We start from the raw sequence: 19,052 nt of genomic DNA, 5'->3' as shown, positions 1-19,052 counted from the left end.
CCGTCTCACCGTCACTGAGCGGCGAGTGTCTCTGCTGGCTGCGGCAGCCCAGTCCACCCACCTGCCAGTGCCTTGTACAGCGCAATGCTCGAACGTACGCCAGCGATCTGGCTTTGGGCTCGGGCATCCTGCGCTGCCAGCTGCTCACGCTGGGCTTCCAGCACTTCGTACAAGCTGATGGAGCCGCCTCGGTACATGCGCTGGGCCAGCTGCTCAGCCTGGTCCCTTTCGGCCTGCGCTTCCTTCAAAGCGCTGAGCTCGTCGCGGTTGCGATGCACTGTTGCCAACGCGTTCTCGGTTTCTTCCAGCGCCAGCAGCACACTTTGCTGGTACAGCGACAGGGCCTCGGCGGCATCTGCCTGGCTCGCTGCAATGCGGGCGCGCACGCGGCCCACATCCAGGAACGACCAGTCGATGCCGAGAAAGGCACTGCTTTGCAAGGTGTCACCCGCAAAAAGATGGCGGCCGGCCAGCGTGGTGCTGCCCAGCACAGCGCCCAGCGAGAGGCGGGGGAACAAGTCCGCTGTCGCGACACCAATGCGTGCTGTGGCGGCATGGAGGCGCAATTCTGCTGCGGTGATGTCAGGCCTGCGCCGCAGCAGGTGAGCGGGCGCCCCCGGGTCCAGCGCGGGTGGCATGGCTGGCAACGCAGCTGTGTTGGAGAGCTGGGCTGACAAGCGATCCGGCGAAAGACCCAGCAGCACTGCCAGACGATGCTGTTGAACCGCCATCTGCGTCTGCCATCCGGGAACCCGCGCCTGCGTGTTCAGCCACTGAGCCCTCGCACGGGCGGCGTCCAGATCGGTGCTGCTTCCTGCCTGCAAGCGCCGCTCGACCAGCCGCAGGGTGCCAAGCTGGTTTTTCTCAGCAGCCTGTGCAATCTGCAGGCGCAGCTGGGCGCCGCGCAATTGGGTGTAGGCGTCTGCCACCTGTGCTGCGATGATGATTTGCAGTCCCGCGACATCGGCTTGCGTCGCTTGCATGCTGGCCTGCGCTGCCTCCACCGACCGCGAGATGCGCCCCAGAAAATCCAGCTCCCATTGCGCGGTGATGGCACTGCTGTAGAGGCGAGCCGACCGGGGCTGCCCCGGGCTGGTTTGCGCAGCACTGCGCTTTTGCTGCCGGCCCTCGGCGTTCATTGTGACGGTGGGGAAGCGATCCATTCCTGATTGCCTGAAAAGCGCCTCCGCCGACTGGAGCCTTGCCAGCGCCGCACCCAGGTCGTTGTTGTTCTGCAGCGCTTGCTGTACCAGCTGGGTGAGTAGCGGGTCGCCAAACTGGTTCCAGAATGGGGCATCTTGGATATCGGTGGAAAGCAATGGAGCCGCGTCTGCCTGCGCAGACCTATGCTGCTGTGCAAACCGGGTGGGCAGGCTGTCTTCTGCAAGCGGCGAATGAAAATCGGGCCCTACTGCGCTGCAGCCTGACAAGCTGATGCAGCAGGCGGCAGCGATGCTTCGCAGATGGAAGTATTTAGTCATGTGCCAGCTCCTTGGCGATTACAGGTGCTGCACGGCCGGGCTTCAATGCCTCTGCAATGTCGGGTGTATGCAGCTGGGTGCCACTGAGCTTGCGCAAGGTGACATAGAACACCGGCGTGAGGAACAGCCCAAAGAGCGTGACACCCAGCATGCCGGAGAAGACAGTAATGCCAGTGGCAGCGCGTACTTCCGCGCCAGCGCCCTTGCCGATCAGCAGCGGCACGGCGCCGGCAATGAAGGCAATGGATGTCATGACGATGGGGCGCAGGCGGAGCCTGCATGCTTCGCGTGCGGCATCCCAGGTGCTGGCACCTTGCATCTCGCGTTCGCGGGCGAATTCCACAATGAGGATGGCGTTCTTGCAGGCCAGGCCCATCAGCACCACCAGGCCCACCTGGACAAAGACATTGTTATCGCCGCCTGACAGCCAGACGCCAAACAGCGCCGCACAAATGCAGACGGGTACGATCAGAATCACGGCCAACGGCATGGTCCAGCTCTCGTACAGCGCGGCAAGCACCAGGAACACCAGCATCACTGCCAGGGTGAATACGACGGCTGCGGCATGGCTTTGCTCGACTTGCTGGTAGCTCATGTCCGTCCAGGCCAGTTCAATGCCCGGCGGCAAGGTCTTGTCCGCAATGTCACGCAGCTTCAGCAGTGTCTCGGACGACGACAGAACGGCAGGATCGGCATCACCGATGAGGTCGGCAGCCGGAAAGCCGTTGTAGCGCAAAACCGGATCGGGCCCGTAGCTGGGCACGATGGACACCATGGAGGCCAGCGGCACCATATCACCCCGGTTGTTGCGCGTTTGCAGTTTTCCGATGTCCTCTGCCGTCTGGCGGTGGCTGGCGTCGGCCTGCAGCACGACGCGGTAGACGCGGCCCAGCGCATTGAAGTCATTCACGTAGACCGAACCCAGATAGGCCTGCAGGGTCTGGAATAGGTCGCTCAAGGCGACGCCCTGGGCTTTCGCCTTGGTGCGATCCACCTTCACGTCGAGCTGCGGAATATTGGACTGGTAGGCGCTGACGGGGTAGTGCATGCCCGGGGTCTTGGCAATCTCTGCCTGAAACGCTCCCAGCGCTTGCTGCAGGGCTGCATAGCCCAGGCCGGCGCGGTCTTTCAGAAACAGCGAATAGCCCGATCCATTGCCCAAACCCTGGATCGGCGGCGGCATCAGCGCGTAGCCATAGCCGCCCTCCATGCCCGCGAGCTTTTGGTTGAGCGCATTGCTGATCTCCGTCGCGCTGCGCTGGCGCTCCGCAAAAGGCTTGAGGATCACATAGGCGCTGGTGAGATTGGGTGTATTGGTTCCCTGCAGCGCATTCATTCCGGCAAAGGCCGGCACCGATTCCACCCCGTCGATGGCCAGGGCGTGGCGCGTGAGTTCTTGCGTCACTGCATCGGTGCGTTGCAGCGATGCGCCCTCGGGCAATTTGGCGCCGGCAAACAGGTAAAGCTTGTCCTGCATCGGGATAAAGCCACCGGGCACCTGGTTGAACAGCAGGGCGGTGGCACCCAGCAGCGCCAGGTAGATGGCAAACACCAGCCCGCGCCCCTGGAATGAACGCGCCACCGCATGTTCATAGCGCTGCGCGCTGCGGTCGAACAGGCGGTTGAAGCGCCTGAAGAACCAGCCCAGCCCCGTGTCCATGCTGCGCGCCAGCCAGTCTTTGCGCGCGCCGTGGCCCTGCAGCAGCTTGGCCGCAAGGGCGGGCGACAAGGTGAGCGAATTGATGGCCGAGATGACGGTCGAGATGGCAATCGTCACCGCGAACTGCTTGTAGAACTGGCCAGTGATGCCATCGAGAAACGCCATGGGCACAAACACGGCGCACAGCACCAGCGCAATGGCGATGATGGGGCCTGACACCTCCTGCATGGCCAGGTGCGCGGCATCGCGCGGGCTGTGGCCTTTTTCGATGAAGCGTTCCACATTCTCGACCACGACGATGGCGTCGTCGACAACGATCCCGATCGCCAGTACCAGTCCGAACAAGGTCAGGGTATTGATCGAGTAGCCCAGCAGGTACAGCCAGGCAAAGGTGCCGACAATCGATACCGGCACCGCGAGCAGCGGGATGATGGAGGCGCGCCAGGTCTGCAGAAAGACAATGACCACCAGGACGACCAGGACCACGGCTTCGATCAACGTGTGCTGTACCGCCTTGAGCGAATCCCGCACAAAGACGGTCGGGTCCCAGAGGTATTTGAACGCGGTGTCGGGCGGCAGGTCGCCGGACAGGCGTTCCAGCGTCTTGTACACCTCTTGGGCCACGCCCAGCGCATTGGCGCCCGGTGTCAGAAAGATGCCGATGGCTGCCATGGGTTTGTTATCCAGAGAGGCTCTCAGTGTGTAGTCGCTGGCACCCAGCTCCAGCCGGGCCACATCGGACAGGCGCACCAGTTGCCCATCAGCGCCTGTCTTCAGCACAATGCTGCCGAACTCCTCTTCGCTCTGCAGACGGCCTTGCACGTTGATGGACAGCAAGGTGTCCGTAGCGCGGCCACTGGGCTCGGCGCCGAGCTGGCCCGCTGATACCTGGACGTTCTGTTCGCGCACGGCGGCAATGACCTGGTCGGTGGTCAGCTGGCGGGCTGCGACCTTGTCCGGGTCCAGCCATATGCGCATCGCATAGTCACCAGCGCCGTAGACGCCGACGTCGCCAATGCCGGGGAGGCGCGCGAGTTCACCCTTGACGCGCAAGGTGACGTAATTGCGCAGATACAGCGTGTCGAGGCTGCCAGTCGTGGAGACGAGGCCGACATACATCAGCGGCGTGGCCGATTGCTTTTGCGTGGTGATTCCGTACTGGCGCACCTCTTCGGGCAGGCGGCTTTGGGCCTGGCTCACCCGGTTTTGCACCCGCACCGCAGCGGCGTCGGGGTCGGTGCCCGGGCGGAAGGTGGACACCACCTGCAGGCTCCCATCCGAGGCCGCGACGGACTTCATGTACATCAGCCCTTCGACGCCATTGATCGCCTCTTCCAGCGGCACTGCCACTGATTCGGCGATTTCCTTGGGGTTGGCGCCGGGGTAGGTCGCACGCACGACCACGCTGGGGGGAACGACTTCGGGGTATTCGCCAGACGGCAGCTGAGGAATCGCAATCAGTCCTACGGCGAACATGATGACCGACAGCACGATCGCGAAGATGGGCCGGTCGATGAAGAATTTGGAGAAGTCCATGTGTCCTTTGCTCATGGCTGCGCTTTCTGGGCGGGTTTCTGCGTTTCCGGCAGCGCGGCGCCCGCAGCTTGGCTGTCCAACCTCTGGGGTGCCAATGGCATGCCGGGGTAAAAAATGCGCTGCATGCCTGCCACCACCAATTGCTCGCCGGGCGCAAGCCCCGACTCGACGATGCGTCTGCCGTCCACCATCCTCCCCAACTGCAGATCGCGCCTTTGTGCACGCTGGGCAGCGTCCACGACATAGACGTATTTGCGGCTCTGGTCGGTAAGCACTGCCTTGTCGTCAATCAGTACGGCGGTGACCGTGCTGCGCTCCTGCATTTGCACCCGCGCAAACATGCCCGGCTTGAACAGTCCTTGGTCGTTATTCAACGTGGCGCGCAGTGCCACCGTGCCCGTCTGCGGATCCAGCCGGTTGTCGGTGAAGCCCACGCGGCCCGTGTGCGGAAAGCCTTCATCGCTGACCAGGCCGACACGCACCATCGCATCGCTCGGGGCCGCGCTGCTGTTTTGCATGCCGCGCAGCAGGCTTTGCTCATCGGCATCGAAATGCACATACACCGGATTTTGAGAAACCACGGTCACCAGGACACTGTCGTCCGCGCGCGCAAGGTTGCCGGTGGTCAGCAGCGCGCGTCCGGCTATTCCCGCAATGGGGGCACGAACTTCGGTGAAGCCCAGATCCAGTTGGGCGGCGGCCACCGCAGCTTCGGCAGCCGCTACCTGGGCTCGGGCTTGGGCCAGTGTTCCGGCACGGTTATCGGCTTCTTCAGCAGCGATGGCGCGGTCCGCCACCAAGTCGCGTGCACGCCGGTCCTGCGTGGCAGCCAATTCCGCCGCCGCTTTGGCACGCTGTAGTTGTGCCTGTGCGCTCGCCAGCGAGGCCCGATAGGGGCGGGCATCGATGCTGAACAGCAACTGGCCTTTGCGCACGGGCTGCCCCTCGCGGAAATGGACATGTTCGATGTAGCCTGCCACGCGGGAGCGGATCTCCACGGTTTCCTGCGCAGCAATCCGGCCGTTGAACTGGTTCCACAGCTGTACCGGCTCAGCGCGTACCGTGGCAGTCGTGACGGCGGCTGGCGCTGGTTCGCCCGGCGCACTGCTGTCCTCTGGTGGCTTTGGGGGTCCACAGGCTGTGAGTGCGGCGGACAATGCAAGGGATAGCGTGATCACGCGCACGGCAGATGCCATCGCAGGACCTGTGCCAGCAGCAGTCGCCTGCGGGCAGATCTCTGATCTCATATTGGAATTCCTTTTCTTGAAGACTCGGGCGTCTACCGTCCTGAGCGGCAAGCGACGGGGACGCAGAAGGGCTCAATGACTTGCGAGAAAAAATTTCCCTCGTCATTGCCGGAGCGGATTCTTCAAGTTAAAGTTAACTTTAAGTCAAGCGAAAAGGAAGAAGCACCATGACTCCTGGGGATGATGAACTGCTGCCCATCGGAAATATCGCAAAGCGCAGCGGCGTCAACGCGTCGGCGCTGCGTTACTACGAGTCACTGGGCTTGATCGAATCAGTGCGAAGCGCTTCGGGGCATCGCCGTTACCGGCGTTCAGCACTGCGCCGGGTGGCCTATATCGTGTTCGCGCAGCGGCTGGGATTTCAGCTCGAGGAGATCGCGTCGCAATTGGAGGGCCTGCCCAAGCACCATGCGCCCTCTGGGGAGGAATGGCGTGGCCTGTCGAAGATCTGGATCGCGCGGGTGGATGAGCGCATTCAGGAACTGACGCATCTGCGCAAAAGTCTTGAGAACTGCATCGGCTGTGGCTGCCTGTCGATGAAGGTCTGCCACGTGTTCAACCAGGCGGACTATATTGGCAAACGGGGTGCTGGTCCCCGGTTGTGGCTGGGCGATACGCTGAAAGCTGCAGAGGAGTGATGGTGGGCGCGGTGGTCTGCCTCGCGGGTACGGCCACGCGGCAGAGAATCCGTTGGCACGAATGCTGGGGATGGGCCCCAGTTGAATGGGCCGCTGGTTCCGGGCGGCTGGTCTTCCCGGTCATTCAACAGCCCGCTGTCCTTACTTGAGGTCGTGCCGCCTCAGCGCATTCTGGGTGCGCCGGAAAAAGGGGAGGGCCCTGGATGTCTGGTCCAGACCAGGCTGCACGGCACCTTCCTGCTGGGGCGGCGCATAGTGCTTTCCCGGAAACAGGCTTTCTTCAATCTTTCTAAAGGTTCTAGGGCCCACGCTGGGCATCAGCAGCAGCTTTTCTGGGTAGCTCTGGGCTGCCTGTTCAATGGTCGTAATGCCATTTCTTGCCAGTACCCTCCACAGGTGCGGAGGCAGCAAGCCTTGCAGAGTAGGGGCCGCATCGAACAATGGGTGTGCAGTGCTGGTATTCATCTCTAGCCATCCAACAAGGTGGTACTGAAACTCAGCAACCCCGGTTGGGCGGTTAAGCGAGGAGCTGCTGAGTTATAAGCATAGAGAGGATGAGTAACAATTGGTATCACTGAAAATAGTGATTCTGTCAGCGTTTACACCGCACAACGCGAGGCTGCAATATTCCAGATCCAAAAGCCGGAATCGCCAATCACCTCGCAGTGTTCTCCAAGAGCAAAGCGCCTCCGAATTAAGGCCAGACACGATATGCAGCTATCAGGTGCAAGCACCCTGCACATGGGGCCGGTGCGCGGCGAACAAGGTTCCGGAGTCGTTCCACTTCATTCAATGCCGTCTTTGCCAAGCTGATGGCGGCAGTGAGAGTATCCAGCCAAACGCGTCTGAAGATGTGCGCAACTGGTGCGGATAGGCCAGCTTGCCAGTAGCGCTGGCATGCCTATCGCTTATTCCAATTCCAGATCCAGGCGCCGCTTGGCCATGCTCAGGTTGTCTTCCAATGCGGAAAAGCGTAGCGAGTAGTCGTACTTTGTCTCTCCCGCCTTGGCATCTATGCCGTCCAGAAAAGTCATGAAGGCCACCTGGTAGTCCTTGAGAGCCTTTTTGGCATCGCTTCCCTTGGCTTTGCCGAGCACCTTTTTATAGACCTCCTTGGATGCTTTCGACACAGCGCCTCTGCAGCCCAGAAAATCGCTGTAAGCCTGCTGCAGAGTCGTTTCGCCCTGGCCAACCTTCAACAGTCCAATCATATATTCCTCCTTGCAGATCATGGCCTTGATTTTCAAGGTCTCGTATGCAGAGGCTTCTTGCGATGCAGGGCTGGCGTGTGCCAGACCTGCGTATACCAAAAAAATACAGGTGAGTGAAACCTTGAAGCGAGACAACATAGAAAACGCCTTGTGTGCTTGGGATGGAGGCAGTTTAGCGGCCAGTCGAGCAGTGGTCCGTGTTTGGTGTCGCCAGGCGACATTTTCAGCAGAAGCTCGCTGCCCTTTCTGCGTGCGTGTTTTTGCGCATCCATATGAATTCAACCTTCATGCCGCTGACCGGCGGTGCTAGGCGTCCGGCAGCGTCTGTTCCACTGCTGGGCATGGCTATCCTGCATCTGTATATGGCGTACAGCATGCAGGCACGTCACCTCTCCAGTCTTCAGCGATCGGGGAGCGAAGCATCTGCAAGCTGCCCGATGGGCGGGTAATCGACGAATGAACATGCGACAGGCGGGATCTTCACTAAATGGCTACCTCCCGAGCCAAAAAAAGGCCACCCGAAGGTGGCCTGAGGCGCTGAAGAAAAGCCGTTCCTGATCGCTCAGGATGTTCATGCAAATCTAGAGAGGGAGGGAGGATGGTGCATGAACCCGGCAAATCATTAGATATATTCTATAGATTTATGCAAATCGATTCTTGAAGGGTATTCCCTAGGTCTGAGCCAAGGACAGCCTGGGATCAGCAGGCTCTCCACCGGTGAATGGCGCCAGTTGGTCTCAAGTACGCGCCCATGTTCAGCCGACCATCAGCTATACCGGTTGCCTGCTTGAGCATCTCCAAATATCAACTGCCAAGGCCGCGGGGTAGGGGTGTGGACCCATTGATATGGAGGGCGTGGGAACTCTCTACATAGCCAGACTGCGACTCGAACCCCTCGCTATGCAGCGAGGCGAACCAGGACAGAGGGCTTGGTGCCTACCCAGCCCAGGCCTGCCCAACGAGCGGCCGCACTCCGCTGAGAAAGCGCCTTCCTTGCCCGCGAGAGGCGCTATGACAAGCTCAGCTCACTAGCAAGCTTCCCGCATCGAGCGACGGCGGACGTAAAAGATCATCGTTGACGCCCATCGCCAGGCTGGCGCGCTCAATGGCTTGCCAAAGCTGCGGGGGCATCTGCAGAATTTCTTCCGGGGTGGTGGACTGGTCGATCCATGCGCTGATCTCACCATGTTGGTCATGGGTGAGCAGGTCCAGACTCAGCATTTCGTCGATGGTTTTCATAACAATCAAGCGGTGGGCATGACAACGTGACCAGGGTCAGCTGCCAGCGGCAATCAAAGGGAAATCTCGGCGAAGGGGGAGCGGGGGCTTAAGTCGGCTGAGAACGCCAAGGAGAGGGGGCTGCCTGCGGCGGGTCTCCATGTGCTTGCAGGCCTGGGCAGCGATGGCGTTGCGCGTTGTGGGCCATGGGATCCTCCTGGTGTTATGCCCCACTGTAACCGGTTCCTGGGGGCGCTCAGGCAAATTGGCCGCCACGCAACATGGTCCGTGGAGATGGTCTTACAGAAGGTGCTGGGCCAGCCGTGGACGGGGAATGACCGATGGCGCAGCGACACAGGCAGTCTGGCATTTCGCCGGACAATAGCGGCTGTAGAAAACAAGGAACTGTTGTGAGCCCTTCCCCTGAACATGCGGATCTGATTGCCAGCTACCAAAAGCTGGTGGCCGAGGTCAACAAGAAAACGGATCTGGTGCGTGTTGCATCGCTCAAAGGCCCTCAGGCCATGCGTGCCGCGATGGCCACTGCTGAGAAAGCCGAGCGCCGGCGCGATGTCATGGCATCGAAGCTGGCCGCCCTGGGCGTAGTGCTGGGTGATTGAGCGCTACCAGCAATCGCAGCTAAGTATCAGCCTGCCCAGCCGATGAGGCGGCGCGGCGAAAAAGGCATGCCGCATGCCTTGCCCGAGAGCCTGAGGCGTGCGACCCAACCCCCAGCGCTCAGACCGGCGCGCAGAACGCCCGGTTGGGATAGAGAATATCGGTCAGCACATGCTGGCCACGGGTCTGCAGCAGGTAGGTGCCTGGACCACCATCGGCAATGGCCTGCTCCAGCAGTTGCAGGAATTGCTGGCGATGGTGGACATCATCGGGCAGCCAGGCAGAGGCAGCAGCGGCGTTGTCTGCGCCGGTGCCCTTGGAATTGATCAACCTAATTTCTTTCATGTTGAACAATTCTCCATCCCTGATTGATATTGTGCAAGTGGTTTTTGCTTGAGTTAGCAATGGTTAAAGAACCAATGAATGAGCACATTCTGATGGTGCGTAGGTCGAGCATTCAATAAGCCTTTAGACATCAAACGCTTTACGGTGGTCTTCGATGGGCATGCCTATCGGCCCCACCAGCTCCCGAGCGTGATCCATGGCTAGATGTAACAGAGGCGGGCGAGGTGCATGGACGGGCGCGCGCGTCTTGGCTGCAGATCAGGGTTTCCACAGCCCTGGTTTTGTGCGTGGCGGGATCTTTTTCGCGCACAATGCTGCCTCTCGCGGCGAAGCTGCCTGGGTTCTGAAATTTGCGATGGCCGCTGGGCTCAGTACAAGAGAAGGGAGCCGGGACAGCACCGATGCCGAGGAGGCGCTTGGGGCATTTCAGATTGATGCTACTAGATGCATCAGAATGTATAGGGTCTGAGCGCCTTGCGCGGTGGCTTTAAAGGTGTTTTGCACATTATTGGTGCATGAATGCCCGTTAATGCCCTGATTAGGTGCAAAAATCACTTTTTGCTAGCACATAAGTGACATATTTGGCAATCCTAGGCATCCCTGTTGCGAGAGTTTATTAGACCTATATGCTGTCTCCGCATCGCACTTGATAGTTGCTCTATTGTCAATGTCTGCGATCCATAGCTTGATTAAAAAGGATTCCGATATGAAGGTACCGTTTCGCCTCAACTCGATGGTGGTTGCATTTGGTCTGGCCGGCAGCATGCTCGCTGGCGCAGCCCAGGCTCAAAATATCAAGATCGGCGTGGTCATTCCTGCGACGGGTCCGCTGACCCAGTACGGTGACATGGTCAAGGAGGGTGTGGATACGGCGCTCGAGCAGATCAATGCTGCCGGCGGCGTCAATGGCAACAAGCTTGAAGCAGTGATCGTTGATGATGCCTGCGAACCCAAGCAGGGCCCTGTGGCCGCCAACCGCGTCGTCAATGCGAAGATCCATTACGTGGTGGGACCTGTATGCTCGGGCGCAGCCATCGCTGCAGCACCGATCTACAACAATGAAGGTGTGGTCGTCGTGACCCCCTCGGCCACCTCGCCTGCGCTGACCGAAGGCAAGAACTTCACGTCGGTCTTCCGCACCATTGGCCGCGACGACCAGCAAGGCCCGTTTGCTGCCAAGTTCATTGCCCAGACCGTCAAGCCCAAGAAGGTTGCGGTGCTGCATGACAAGCAATCCTACGGCCAGGGCATTGCCACGGCCGTGCGCGATACGCTGAAGGCTGACGGCATCAATGTTGCGCTGTTTGAAGGTATCAACGCCGGTGACAGCGACTACTCGGCCGTGATCACCAAGCTCAAGAGCGCCGGTGTGGATTTTGTCTACTACGGCGGCTACCACCCAGAAATGGGACTGCTGCTGCGCCAATCGGCAGAGCAGGGCCTGAAGGTCCGCATCATGGGCCCTGAAGGCGTGGGCAATCCCGAAATCAATGCGATCGCCGGCCCCGCCGTTGAAGGCATGCTGGTGACCCTGCCCGCCGACTTTGCTGGCAACCCGAAGAACGCGGCCATCGTCAAGGCCTTCAAGGACAAGAAGCGCGATCCTTCCGGTTCGTTCCAGATGGGCTCGTACACCGCCGTGCAGGTCATCGCTGACTCGATCAAGGCCGTGGGCAACGATGGCACCAAGGTGGCCAAGCACCTGCATACCGCTACGTTCGACACCCCGCTGGGCAAGCTCGCCTGGGATGCCAAGGGCGACCTGAAGTCCTACGACTTCCAGGTCTTCAACTGGCACAAGGATGGCAGCAAGTCGCCAGCGTCTAAGTAAGTGTTTGACAAAAGCATGGCTCTAAAACATAGAGCCATGCTTTTTTATTTTGGCGGCCACAAGCGCCAAAGGAATTGGGTTGGTACGGTATGAACGATTTTTTGCCCCAATTCATACAGCAGTTGTTCAATGGTCTGTCCCTGGGCGCGATCTACGCGCTCGTGGCCATTGGCTACACGATGGTGTATGGAATTATCGGAATGATTAATTTCGCCCACGGCGAGATTTATATGATTGCGGCCTATATCGGCCTCGTGACCTTGTCGGCCATCGGCACGCAAAGCGGGTTGCCGGTGTTTGTGGTGATCGGTGCGATGCTGCTCGTTGCAGTGGTGCTCACCGGTGTTTACGGCTATGTGGTGGAGCAGGTGGCGTACAAGCCCTTGCGTAGCAGCCCGCGCCTGGTGGCGCTGATCTCGGCCATCGGCATGTCCATCTTCTTGCAGAACTGGGTAGCCCTGGGGCAGGGCGCACGCGATATGGCCGTGCCCTCGCTGCTGCCCGGTGCATTCAACTTTCACATGGGTGATTTCGAGGTCTTTGTGCCTTACACCCGCATCTTGATCATTGTGGTGGCGGTGGTGCTGATGGCCGCGCTGACCTTCTACATCCGCCACTCGCGCATGGGCCGCGCATCGCGCGCCTGCTCGCAAGACATGCAAATGGCCAACCTGTTGGGCATCGACACCAACAAGGTCGTGTCATTCACCTTCATCCTGGGGGCGGTGCTGGCGGCTGTAGGCGGTGTGCTGATTGCGCTGGCGATCGGCAAGCTCAACCCCTACATCGGCTTTGTCGCCGGTATCAAGGCCTTCACCGCTGCGGTGCTTGGCGGTATCGGCAGCATTCCGGGGGCGATGCTGGGCGGCGTGCTGCTGGGCGTGGCCGAGACCATGGCCGCAGCCTATATCTCTTCGGAATACAAGGACATCGTTGCTTTTGGTCTGCTGGTGCTGATTTTGCTGTTCCGCCCCACCGGTCTGCTGGGCAAGCCTGAGGTGGAGAAGGTCTGATGATGAAAGCGAACTTCAAGAACGCCATCATCTCGGCCGTGTTGGCGGCCTTGGTGGTGATGCCCATTTTCGGACTGCATCTGGAGCGCAAGGGCGGTCAGAACTACATCGAGCCGCACTGGAACCTGGTGATCTGGGGCTTTGTCATTGTGCTGGTGCTGCAGCTGATCAAGCCTTTGCTGGGAAAGCACATGGCCCGGGTGCAGGCGCCGCGCCTGCCCGAGGTCAGCACCCGCATGCGGATGACCTTGCTGTGGCTGGTGATTGTCGCGGCCATTGCCTGGCCTTTTTTCAGTGGCCGCAATGCGGTGGACATTGCCACCTTGGCGCTGATCTACGTGATGCTCGGCCTGGGCCTGAACATCGTGGTGGGCTTTGCCGGTCTGCTTGACCTGGGTTTTGTCGGCTTCTACGCGGTGGGTGCCTACACCTATGCCTTGCTGTTCCACTGGGCCGGCTGGTCGTTCTGGGAAGCGTTGCCGCTGTCCGGCGCCGCCGCCGCGTTGTTCGGCTTCTTGCTGGGCTTTCCGGTGCTCCGCCTGCGCGGCGATTACCTGGCAATCGTGACCTTGGGCTTTGGCGAAATCATTCGCCTGCTGCTGGTCAATCTGGTGGATGTCACCGGCGGGCCGGACGGTATCTCGGGCATTCCCAAACCGACGTTGTTCGGCTTTGAGCTGACGCGTACCGCCTCGCAAGAGGGTGCGCAGACCTTGCAGCAACTGATGGGTATCGAGTTCAACACCATGCACATGGTGATCTTCCTCTACCTGCTGGCGCTGTGCCTGGCGCTGGTCACCTTGTGGATCAGCAACCGCTTGATTCGCATGCCGATCGGCCGCGCCTGGGAAGCACTGCGTGAGGACGAAGTGGCTTGCCGTTCGCTGGGCATGAACCCCACCAAGATCAAGCTCTCCGCTTTTACTTTGGGTGCCATGTTTGCAGGCTTTGGCGGTGCATTTTTTGCAGCGCGGCAAGGCATTGTCAGCCCCGAGTCGTTCAGTTTCATCGAGTCGGCCCTGATCTTGGCCATCGTGGTGCTGGGCGGCATGGGCTCGCAGATTGGCGTGGTCGTGGCTGCGATCCTGATCACGGTGCTGCCGGAGCTCGCACGTGAGTTCTCGGAATACCGCATGCTGATTTTCGGCCTGGTGATGATCTTGATGATGGTCTGGCGTCCGCAGGGCTTGTTCCCGATGAAGCGCTACCACGAAGAGTTGAAGCAATGACCGTAAACACGGAAAACGCAAACAGGGAGAAGTGTTTATGAGTCAAAGCATCTTGAAGGTGGAAGGCCTGTGCATGCGCTTTGGTGGCTTGCTCGCAGTCGACCAGGTCGCACTCGATGTCAAGCCGCAGGAGGTGTTCGCCATCATTGGCCCCAATGGTGCGGGAAAGACCACGGTGTTCAACTGCATCAGCGGCTTCTACAAGCCGACGGCCGGTACGGTCTCGCTGGGCGGGCAATCGATTGCCGGCCTGGCCAGCCATGAGGTCGCCAACCATGGCGTGGTGCGGACGTTCCAGAACGTGCGCCTGTTCAAAGGCATGACGGTGCTGGAAAACCTGCTGGTTGCGCAGCACCAGCAGATCAAGCGCAACCTGCTGTCGGGTCTGTTCAAGACCAAGGCCTACCGCGAAGCGGAAGAGAACGCCAAGCAGCAAGCTGCGCACTGGCTGGATGTGATGGGCCTGCGTGCCTTCACCAACCGCGAAGCGGGCAACCTGGCCTATGGCCACCAGCGCCGGCTGGAGATCGCGCGTTGCATGATCACCAAGCCCAAGCTGCTGATGCTCGATGAGCCGGCCGCCGGCCTCAACCCGCAGGAGAAAGTGGAGCTCCAGCACCTCATCGACCGCTTGCGCAAGGAGTACGGTGTGACCGTGCTGCTGATCGAGCACGACATGAGCCTGGTGATGGGGGTGTCCGAGCGCATCCTGGTGATGGAGTATGGCAAGCCGATCGCACTGGGGGTGCCGGAGGTCATTCGCAATGACGAACGCGTGATCAAGGCGTACCTGGGAGAGTCCTGATGCAGCCGATGTTGGAAATCAAGAATATCAGCACGCATTACGGTGCGATCTGTGCAGTCAATGATGTGAGTCTGCATGTCAATGAGGGAGAGATCGTCTCGCTGATCGGCAGCAATGGCGCGGGCAAGACCACGTTGTTGATGAGCGTCTGCGGCAATCCCTGCGCGACCACCGGTTCGATCAGGTTCGAGGGCGAAGAGCTGGTGGGGCAGTCGTCTCACCTGATCATGCGCAAGGGCATTGCGATATCGCCCGAAGGCCGCCGTGTGTTCAAGGATCTGACGGTCATGGAGAACCTGCAGATGGGCGCGTTCTTCTTGAACAAGCAGGAGATCGCCCACGGCATCGACTATGTCTATGGTCTGTTTCCCCGCCTCAAGGAGCGTGCCGACCAGCGTGCCGGCACGATGTCCGGGGGAGAGCAGCAGATGCTGGCCATTGGCCGGGCGCTGATGAGCAAGCCGCGCCTGCTGCTGCTCGATGAGCCCACGTTGGGCCTGGCGCCGCTGATCATCGCGCAGATCTTCGAGATCATCAAGGCCGTGCGCGAGCAGGGCGTGACTGTGTTCCTGGTGGAGCAAAATGCCAACCAGGCGCTGCAGATCGCCGACCGTGGCTATGTGCTGGAGACAGGCAAGGTCACCTTGGAAGACACCGGGGTCAACCTGCTGCGCAACCAGGACATCCGCAAGGCGTACCTGGGCGGCTGATGGGTGCGGCGGCAGAGGATGCCGCTGCACAAAGCAAAACCGCTCCTGGCTGCATGGCCAGGAGCGGTTTATTTAAGGGGCCGAACGCTGCCTTAGCGCTGGTAGTAGGCCTGGATGATGCGGCAGGCCTCATGTACATCGTCGGTGATGTGGAACAGCTTGACGTTCTCGGGTGAGATGGTACCGTATTCGATCATCACGTCGAAGTTGAGCATGCGCGACCAGAAGTCCACGCCAAACAGCACAATCGGCACGCCCTTGGCCTTGTGGGTCTGCACCAGGGTCAGCACTTCGAACAGTTCATCCATCGTGCCAAAGCCGCCTGGGAACACCACCAGGGCGCGTGCACGCATCATCAGGTGCATCTTGCGCAGCGCAAAGTAGTGGAACTTGAAGCACAGCGCCGGCGTGATGTAGCGGTTGCCCGACTGCTCGTGGGGCAACGTGATGTTCATGCCGACATTGGGTGCATGCTCTTCGGAGGCGCCCCGGTTGGCGGCTTCCATGATGCCGGGGCCGCCGCCGGTGCAGATGTAGAGGCGGTCCTCGAGCTTCTGGGTTTCGCTGAACTTGGCGACCAGGCGTGCAAAACGGCGCGCCGCGTCGTAGTAGCGGCTGGTCGCCATGGCGCGCTGCGCCACAGCTATCGCCTGCGCATCGCCCTGGGCCTGGGCAGCGGCCAGCAGTACCTCCGCCTCTTCGGGGGCTACGAAACGCGCACTGCCAAACACCACCACGGTGTTGTTGATGCCCTGGGCGGTGAGCTCCAGGTCGGGTTTGAGCATCTCCAGCTGAAAGCGGATCGAGCGGGTTTCGCGGCGGCTCAGAAACTCCGGATCGGCAAAGGCCAGGCGGTATGAATCGCGTTTGGCGGCTTGCTCGGGCGGCATGTCGGCGCCGAACAGGTTCCAGTCATGCGCCATGACTTGTTCGTCGAGTTGGGTGTTGGCGTCCATGGTCTTCTCCAGCTTTCACAATGCCGGCGCCGGGGCAGGCACCAGCGGTCACAAAAAACACGAGCAGCACAAGCGGGGCCTGTGCTGCTACTGAATATAGAGCGTTTTGGGCATGCGCTTGGGGCAATGCGTTGAAAAAAGTCGTTCAGCGCCCACCCCAGAGGGCTTGGCCGGTGGCCAACCCCAGGGCCGTCAACGCCAGCGAACCGAGCAGATGCAGGCTGCACTGCAGCAGCGCCAGACCATAGCGCTGCGCCTGCAGCATGGACACCGTCTCGGCGGAGAAGCTGGAAAAAGTCGTGAGTGCACCCAGAAATCCGGTGATCAGCACCAGGCGCCAGACCGGGTCGATGCCGGGGGAGTTCTGGAACAGGGCCACCAGCAAACCAATGGCGTAGCCGCCGACCAGGTTGGCCGCCAGGGTGCCCCACGGCAGCAGCGCATGGGGCTGGTTGAGCCAGCGGCCCAACTGCCAGCGTGCCAGTGCGCCCAGGCAGGCGCCAATCGATATGCTAAGAACGTTCCACATGCCCGCGAGCTTAGCAGGGCCCCGCTGTGTTGGGGAGAAATGCAGCGCAGAAAGGCTCCGCTTGATGCGTCAGCGCGCCTGCACGATGTCCTGCCAGGCGGCATAGGCGGCCAGCACGGCTGCGCGTTGTGCGGTATGCGCGAACACCAGCGCATCGCCCACCACGGTCTGGTCCGGGAACTCGGTGATCAGGCTTACCGGCGTGAGGCCGTTGTCGTCCACTTGCATCGAGCAAGGGGTACCGTGCCGCAACTCAAACGGCTGGCGGCCGGAATGGCTTTGGTACAGCGCCAACTGGCGGCGGTTGTATTCCGGCAAACCTTCCACCTTCAGCAGCGCCTGCGCCACCCGTTCGGCCAGGGCCTCGGCTTGCGCCTGCCAGTCTTTCCGGTAGCGCAGAATCAGGAAAAAGCCCTTGGGAATGGTCCAGAGGTCGAAGCCCTGGGGCACGTAGCCCGACAGGGGACGGGTCCATTCGTGTGCGGGGTAGCCATGCAGGCTCAGGTGCAACTGCGCACCACTGGCGGCAATTGCATCACGCCGCAGTGCGCTCTCGTACCAGGGGGCGTGGTCGCGGTAGGCCAGGTCGTCGCCCAGCGCGGTGTAGCGCGCTGCATGGTGCATCTGCTGCGGTGCGTAGTCGCAGTACCACTGGTGCAGGTCATAGCCGTCCGGGTTCTCAATGGGGATGTAGGCGAAGTGGCTGTCGGCCTGCTGCGCCAGCGCCAGCGCCCCGCGCAGAGCGCCGGTGACGCCAGAGATCTCGTTGGCATGCTGGCCGCCGCTCAGTACCACCGCGTGTTCGCTGCCTTTTTTATAGGTGGCGGCAATAGGGCGGCCTTGTACGCTTTGGCCCTGGCAGGCGCTGCCATAGGCGGCGAACAGCGGCTGGACCAGCGCATCCATCTGGGCCAGGCTGGGGGCACGCTGCAGCTGCGCCGCATGGAAAGCAGCGTCTTCGATGCTGTTGGGGCGGAAGAACGCTGGCGGCAGGCCCTCAGGCGCGGTGGGCAACGGCTCTGACAGCGCCAGTGCGTGTATTTGCAAGCCCACGGTGGTCTGTTCAAGCGGATGGGATTGTGCGGCGATCCGGATGTCGGGCACGATCTGGCCCGGCTGCAGCCGGCGGTCGCCTGCTGCACGCCCGGACAGCTTCTGGAAGTGCTCGAGCAGCGAGAAATACAGGTCCTCATGCATGGCTTCCGGTGTACTCATGGTCTCACCAGTGCCGGCAATCTCCTGCTCAAAACCGGTCAACTGCATCGCAATGTGCAGGCGGCCGAAAAAGGGCTCGCTCTGCGGCCAGGCATGGTGCTCGATCGCATGCAGGGCTTGGGCGTAAGCAGCTTCGTAGTCGGTTTGCAAGGCGGCATCGTGCACGGTGCGCCCCTGCGCATCCTGCGCCTGCTGCCAGCCGCAGGGGGTGATGCCGCTGCTGCCGTGTGCGGTGTGGAAAGACCGGTTGGGCGCGAACACCTGCAGGTTTTGCGTGTGCCCGTCCTGGTAGCGTAGCGCCAGCGTATAGCTGTCGGCGTGCTGACCGGCCTGCATCTGCAGGTCCACCCCCGGCGGCAGCATGGCGGCCAGGGGGTAGGCTTCCAGCATGAAACGATTGGGCGCGGCATCCGCATGGAGCGGGTAGTGCAGATGCAGGCTTTGCAGCCCGGTGGTATCGAGGTCTTCCAATACCGCATGCACCAAGGGCTTGTAGGCGCTGCGGATGCGGGCGTGGATGCCCCGCTTGCTCAGCATCTGCTCGGCCGCACGGCGCGCCTCAACGCCTTCGAAACACCACAGCTGCCAGGACCACTCGGGCTGGGGATGGGCCAGGCGCTCTGCCACCCACTGGGTGAGCGTACGGTCTAGGGTGCTGGAGAGGAGGAGCGTCATGGTGTGGCCTGCGGTGTAGATGCTTGTGATCCACCAGCATAGAACAAGCACGCTGTTCTTGCTGCACGCCGGCGCTTATTCCCGCTGACACTCCATCCGGCAAGGTCTTATTTAGCCGGCTATCGCCATCTGGCC

The 19,052-nt window shown here is 60.9% G+C and carries 17 protein-coding genes and 1 pseudogene; 8 read left to right on the top strand and 10 right to left on the bottom strand.

Translation table 11 applies throughout. From position 1 onward, the window contains the following. Positions 1–11: 11 nt before the first annotated feature. From ACHWUQ_RS21885 to ACHWUQ_RS21875, 3 genes are read right to left on the bottom strand one after another with little or no spacing between them, the layout of a single operon-like run. Positions 12–1,481, bottom strand: coding sequence for an efflux transporter outer membrane subunit (locus ACHWUQ_RS21885; RefSeq protein ID WP_394682429.1), 1,470 nt, complete (start codon positions 1,479–1,481; stop codon positions 12–14). After that, the gene (locus ACHWUQ_RS21880; protein WP_394682548.1) at positions 1,474–4,677 is read right to left on the bottom strand and encodes an efflux RND transporter permease subunit; all 3,204 of its coding nucleotides are present in this window, start codon (positions 4,675–4,677) and stop codon (positions 1,474–1,476) included. The genes ACHWUQ_RS21885 and ACHWUQ_RS21880 overlap by 8 nt, the downstream gene beginning before the upstream one ends. A gap of 11 nt (positions 4,678–4,688) precedes the next feature. Then, positions 4,689–5,873: an efflux RND transporter periplasmic adaptor subunit gene (locus tag ACHWUQ_RS21875; protein WP_394682547.1), complete on the bottom strand. Its 1,185-nt coding sequence runs from the start codon at positions 5,871–5,873 to the stop codon at positions 4,689–4,691. A gap of 218 nt (positions 5,874–6,091) precedes the next feature. Here ACHWUQ_RS21875 and soxR point away from each other — a divergent pair, with 218 nt between their 5' ends. Then, the gene (gene soxR, locus ACHWUQ_RS21870) at positions 6,092–6,562 is read left to right on the top strand and encodes a redox-sensitive transcriptional activator SoxR (RefSeq protein WP_394682428.1); all 471 of its coding nucleotides are present in this window, start codon (positions 6,092–6,094) and stop codon (positions 6,560–6,562) included. Positions 6,563–6,703: 141 nt separating this feature from the next. On the opposite strand, the gene ACHWUQ_RS21865 is transcribed toward soxR, so the two are convergent. Together ACHWUQ_RS21865 and ACHWUQ_RS21860 are read right to left on the bottom strand one after the other, a co-directional pair. Next, complete coding sequence (locus tag ACHWUQ_RS21865; protein ID WP_239812241.1) at positions 6,704–7,027, bottom strand: helix-hairpin-helix domain-containing protein; 324 nt, start codon at positions 7,025–7,027, stop codon at positions 6,704–6,706. A gap of 443 nt (positions 7,028–7,470) precedes the next feature. Next, positions 7,471–7,911: a hypothetical protein gene (locus ACHWUQ_RS21860; protein WP_394682427.1), complete on the bottom strand. Its 441-nt coding sequence runs from the start codon at positions 7,909–7,911 to the stop codon at positions 7,471–7,473. A 223-nt stretch (positions 7,912–8,134) separates the two neighbouring features. On the opposite strand from ACHWUQ_RS21860, the pseudogene ACHWUQ_RS21855 reads away from it, so the two are divergent. Continuing rightward, positions 8,135–8,233: pseudogene (locus tag ACHWUQ_RS21855) on the top strand (hypothetical protein); the annotation flags it as partial. Positions 8,234–8,793: 560 nt separating this feature from the next. Here ACHWUQ_RS21855 and ACHWUQ_RS21850 read toward each other — a convergent pair. After that, complete coding sequence (locus ACHWUQ_RS21850) at positions 8,794–9,012, bottom strand: hypothetical protein (RefSeq protein WP_239812238.1); 219 nt, start codon at positions 9,010–9,012, stop codon at positions 8,794–8,796. 389 nt (positions 9,013–9,401) lie between these two features. Between ACHWUQ_RS21850 and ACHWUQ_RS21845 the strand changes: the two genes are divergently transcribed. Then, positions 9,402–9,611 (top strand): hypothetical protein, encoded by a 210-nt coding sequence (locus ACHWUQ_RS21845; protein WP_239812237.1) that lies wholly within the window; start codon positions 9,402–9,404, stop codon positions 9,609–9,611. A 118-nt stretch (positions 9,612–9,729) separates the two neighbouring features. Here ACHWUQ_RS21845 and ACHWUQ_RS21840 read toward each other — a convergent pair whose 3' ends face one another. Continuing rightward, on the bottom strand, positions 9,730–9,954 hold the full coding sequence (locus ACHWUQ_RS21840; RefSeq protein WP_239812236.1) for a hypothetical protein: 225 nt from the start codon (positions 9,952–9,954) through the stop codon (positions 9,730–9,732). A 706-nt stretch (positions 9,955–10,660) separates the two neighbouring features. Here ACHWUQ_RS21840 and ACHWUQ_RS21835 point away from each other — a divergent pair. The 5 genes from ACHWUQ_RS21835 to ACHWUQ_RS21815 all read left to right on the top strand — a co-directional run bounded on the left by ACHWUQ_RS21835 (position 10,661) and on the right by ACHWUQ_RS21815 (position 15,542). Beyond that, positions 10,661–11,785 (top strand): branched-chain amino acid ABC transporter substrate-binding protein, encoded by a 1,125-nt coding sequence (locus ACHWUQ_RS21835; RefSeq protein WP_394682426.1) that lies wholly within the window; start codon positions 10,661–10,663, stop codon positions 11,783–11,785. Between the two features lie 89 nt (positions 11,786–11,874). Next, positions 11,875–12,798, top strand: a complete 924-nt coding sequence (gene livH, locus ACHWUQ_RS21830; RefSeq protein WP_116927424.1) for a high-affinity branched-chain amino acid ABC transporter permease LivH — start codon at positions 11,875–11,877, stop codon at positions 12,796–12,798. After that, positions 12,798–14,027 carry a high-affinity branched-chain amino acid ABC transporter permease LivM gene (locus tag ACHWUQ_RS21825; protein ID WP_373451227.1) on the top strand — a complete coding sequence of 410 codons (1,230 nt, stop codon included), beginning with the start codon at positions 12,798–12,800 and terminating at the stop codon, positions 14,025–14,027. The genes livH and ACHWUQ_RS21825 overlap by 1 nt, the downstream gene beginning before the upstream one ends. 37 nt (positions 14,028–14,064) lie before the next feature. Continuing rightward, on the top strand, positions 14,065–14,832 hold the full coding sequence (gene livG / locus ACHWUQ_RS21820) for a high-affinity branched-chain amino acid ABC transporter ATP-binding protein LivG (protein ID WP_239812234.1): 768 nt from the start codon (positions 14,065–14,067) through the stop codon (positions 14,830–14,832). A gap of 8 nt (positions 14,833–14,840) precedes the next feature. Beyond that, on the top strand, positions 14,841–15,542 hold the full coding sequence (locus ACHWUQ_RS21815) for an ABC transporter ATP-binding protein (RefSeq protein WP_239812705.1): 702 nt from the start codon (positions 14,841–14,843) through the stop codon (positions 15,540–15,542). A 92-nt stretch (positions 15,543–15,634) separates the two neighbouring features. On the opposite strand, the gene ACHWUQ_RS21810 is transcribed toward ACHWUQ_RS21815, so the two are convergent. From ACHWUQ_RS21810 to ACHWUQ_RS21800, 3 genes are all read right to left on the bottom strand, one after another. After that, complete coding sequence (locus tag ACHWUQ_RS21810; RefSeq protein ID WP_239812233.1) at positions 15,635–16,498, bottom strand: TIGR00730 family Rossman fold protein; 864 nt, start codon at positions 16,496–16,498, stop codon at positions 15,635–15,637. Positions 16,499–16,643: 145 nt separating this feature from the next. Beyond that, positions 16,644–17,027 (bottom strand): fluoride efflux transporter CrcB, encoded by a 384-nt coding sequence (gene crcB / locus ACHWUQ_RS21805; RefSeq protein ID WP_394682425.1) that lies wholly within the window; start codon positions 17,025–17,027, stop codon positions 16,644–16,646. 69 nt (positions 17,028–17,096) lie between these two features. Further along, a complete protein-coding gene (locus ACHWUQ_RS21800) occupies positions 17,097–18,917 on the bottom strand; it encodes a peptidase M14 (RefSeq protein WP_394682424.1) in 1,821 nt (606 codons plus the stop codon). Positions 18,918–19,052: the final 135 nt, after the last annotated feature.

The sequence above is a fragment of the uncultured Comamonas sp. genome (assembly GCF_964277875.1).
GTDB classification, from domain to species: domain Bacteria; phylum Pseudomonadota; class Gammaproteobacteria; order Burkholderiales; family Burkholderiaceae_C; genus Comamonas; species Comamonas sediminis.
This window is presented reverse-complemented; position numbering and strand designations above follow the sequence as displayed.

What these genes read in the sequence shown, in the direction of transcription:
- ACHWUQ_RS21885 (WP_394682429.1), bottom strand. Translation starts at nt 1,481, where the DNA reads ATGACTAAATACTTCCATCTGCGAAGCATCGCTGCCGCCTGCTGCATC.
- ACHWUQ_RS21880 (WP_394682548.1), bottom strand. Translation starts at nt 4,677, where the DNA reads ATGGACTTCTCCAAATTCTTCATCGACCGGCCCATCTTCGCGATCGTG.
- ACHWUQ_RS21875 (WP_394682547.1), bottom strand. Translation starts at nt 5,873, where the DNA reads ATGGCATCTGCCGTGCGCGTGATCACGCTATCCCTTGCATTGTCCGCC.
- soxR (WP_394682428.1), top strand. Translation starts at nt 6,092, where the DNA reads ATGACTCCTGGGGATGATGAACTGCTGCCCATCGGAAATATCGCAAAG.
- ACHWUQ_RS21865 (WP_239812241.1), bottom strand. Translation starts at nt 7,027, where the DNA reads ATGAATACCAGCACTGCACACCCATTGTTCGATGCGGCCCCTACTCTG.
- ACHWUQ_RS21860 (WP_394682427.1), bottom strand. Translation starts at nt 7,911, where the DNA reads ATGTTGTCTCGCTTCAAGGTTTCACTCACCTGTATTTTTTTGGTATAC.
- ACHWUQ_RS21850 (WP_239812238.1), bottom strand. Translation starts at nt 9,012, where the DNA reads ATGAAAACCATCGACGAAATGCTGAGTCTGGACCTGCTCACCCATGAC.
- ACHWUQ_RS21840 (WP_239812236.1), bottom strand. Translation starts at nt 9,954, where the DNA reads ATGAAAGAAATTAGGTTGATCAATTCCAAGGGCACCGGCGCAGACAAC.
- ACHWUQ_RS21835 (WP_394682426.1), top strand. Translation starts at nt 10,661, where the DNA reads ATGAAGGTACCGTTTCGCCTCAACTCGATGGTGGTTGCATTTGGTCTG.
- livH (WP_116927424.1), top strand. Translation starts at nt 11,875, where the DNA reads ATGAACGATTTTTTGCCCCAATTCATACAGCAGTTGTTCAATGGTCTG.
- ACHWUQ_RS21825 (WP_373451227.1), top strand. Translation starts at nt 12,798, where the DNA reads ATGATGAAAGCGAACTTCAAGAACGCCATCATCTCGGCCGTGTTGGCG.
- livG (WP_239812234.1), top strand. Translation starts at nt 14,065, where the DNA reads ATGAGTCAAAGCATCTTGAAGGTGGAAGGCCTGTGCATGCGCTTTGGT.
- ACHWUQ_RS21815 (WP_239812705.1), top strand. Translation starts at nt 14,841, where the DNA reads ATGTTGGAAATCAAGAATATCAGCACGCATTACGGTGCGATCTGTGCA.
- ACHWUQ_RS21810 (WP_239812233.1), bottom strand. Translation starts at nt 16,498, where the DNA reads ATGGACGCCAACACCCAACTCGACGAACAAGTCATGGCGCATGACTGG.
- crcB (WP_394682425.1), bottom strand. Translation starts at nt 17,027, where the DNA reads ATGTGGAACGTTCTTAGCATATCGATTGGCGCCTGCCTGGGCGCACTG.
- ACHWUQ_RS21800 (WP_394682424.1), bottom strand. Translation starts at nt 18,917, where the DNA reads ATGACGCTCCTCCTCTCCAGCACCCTAGACCGTACGCTCACCCAGTGG.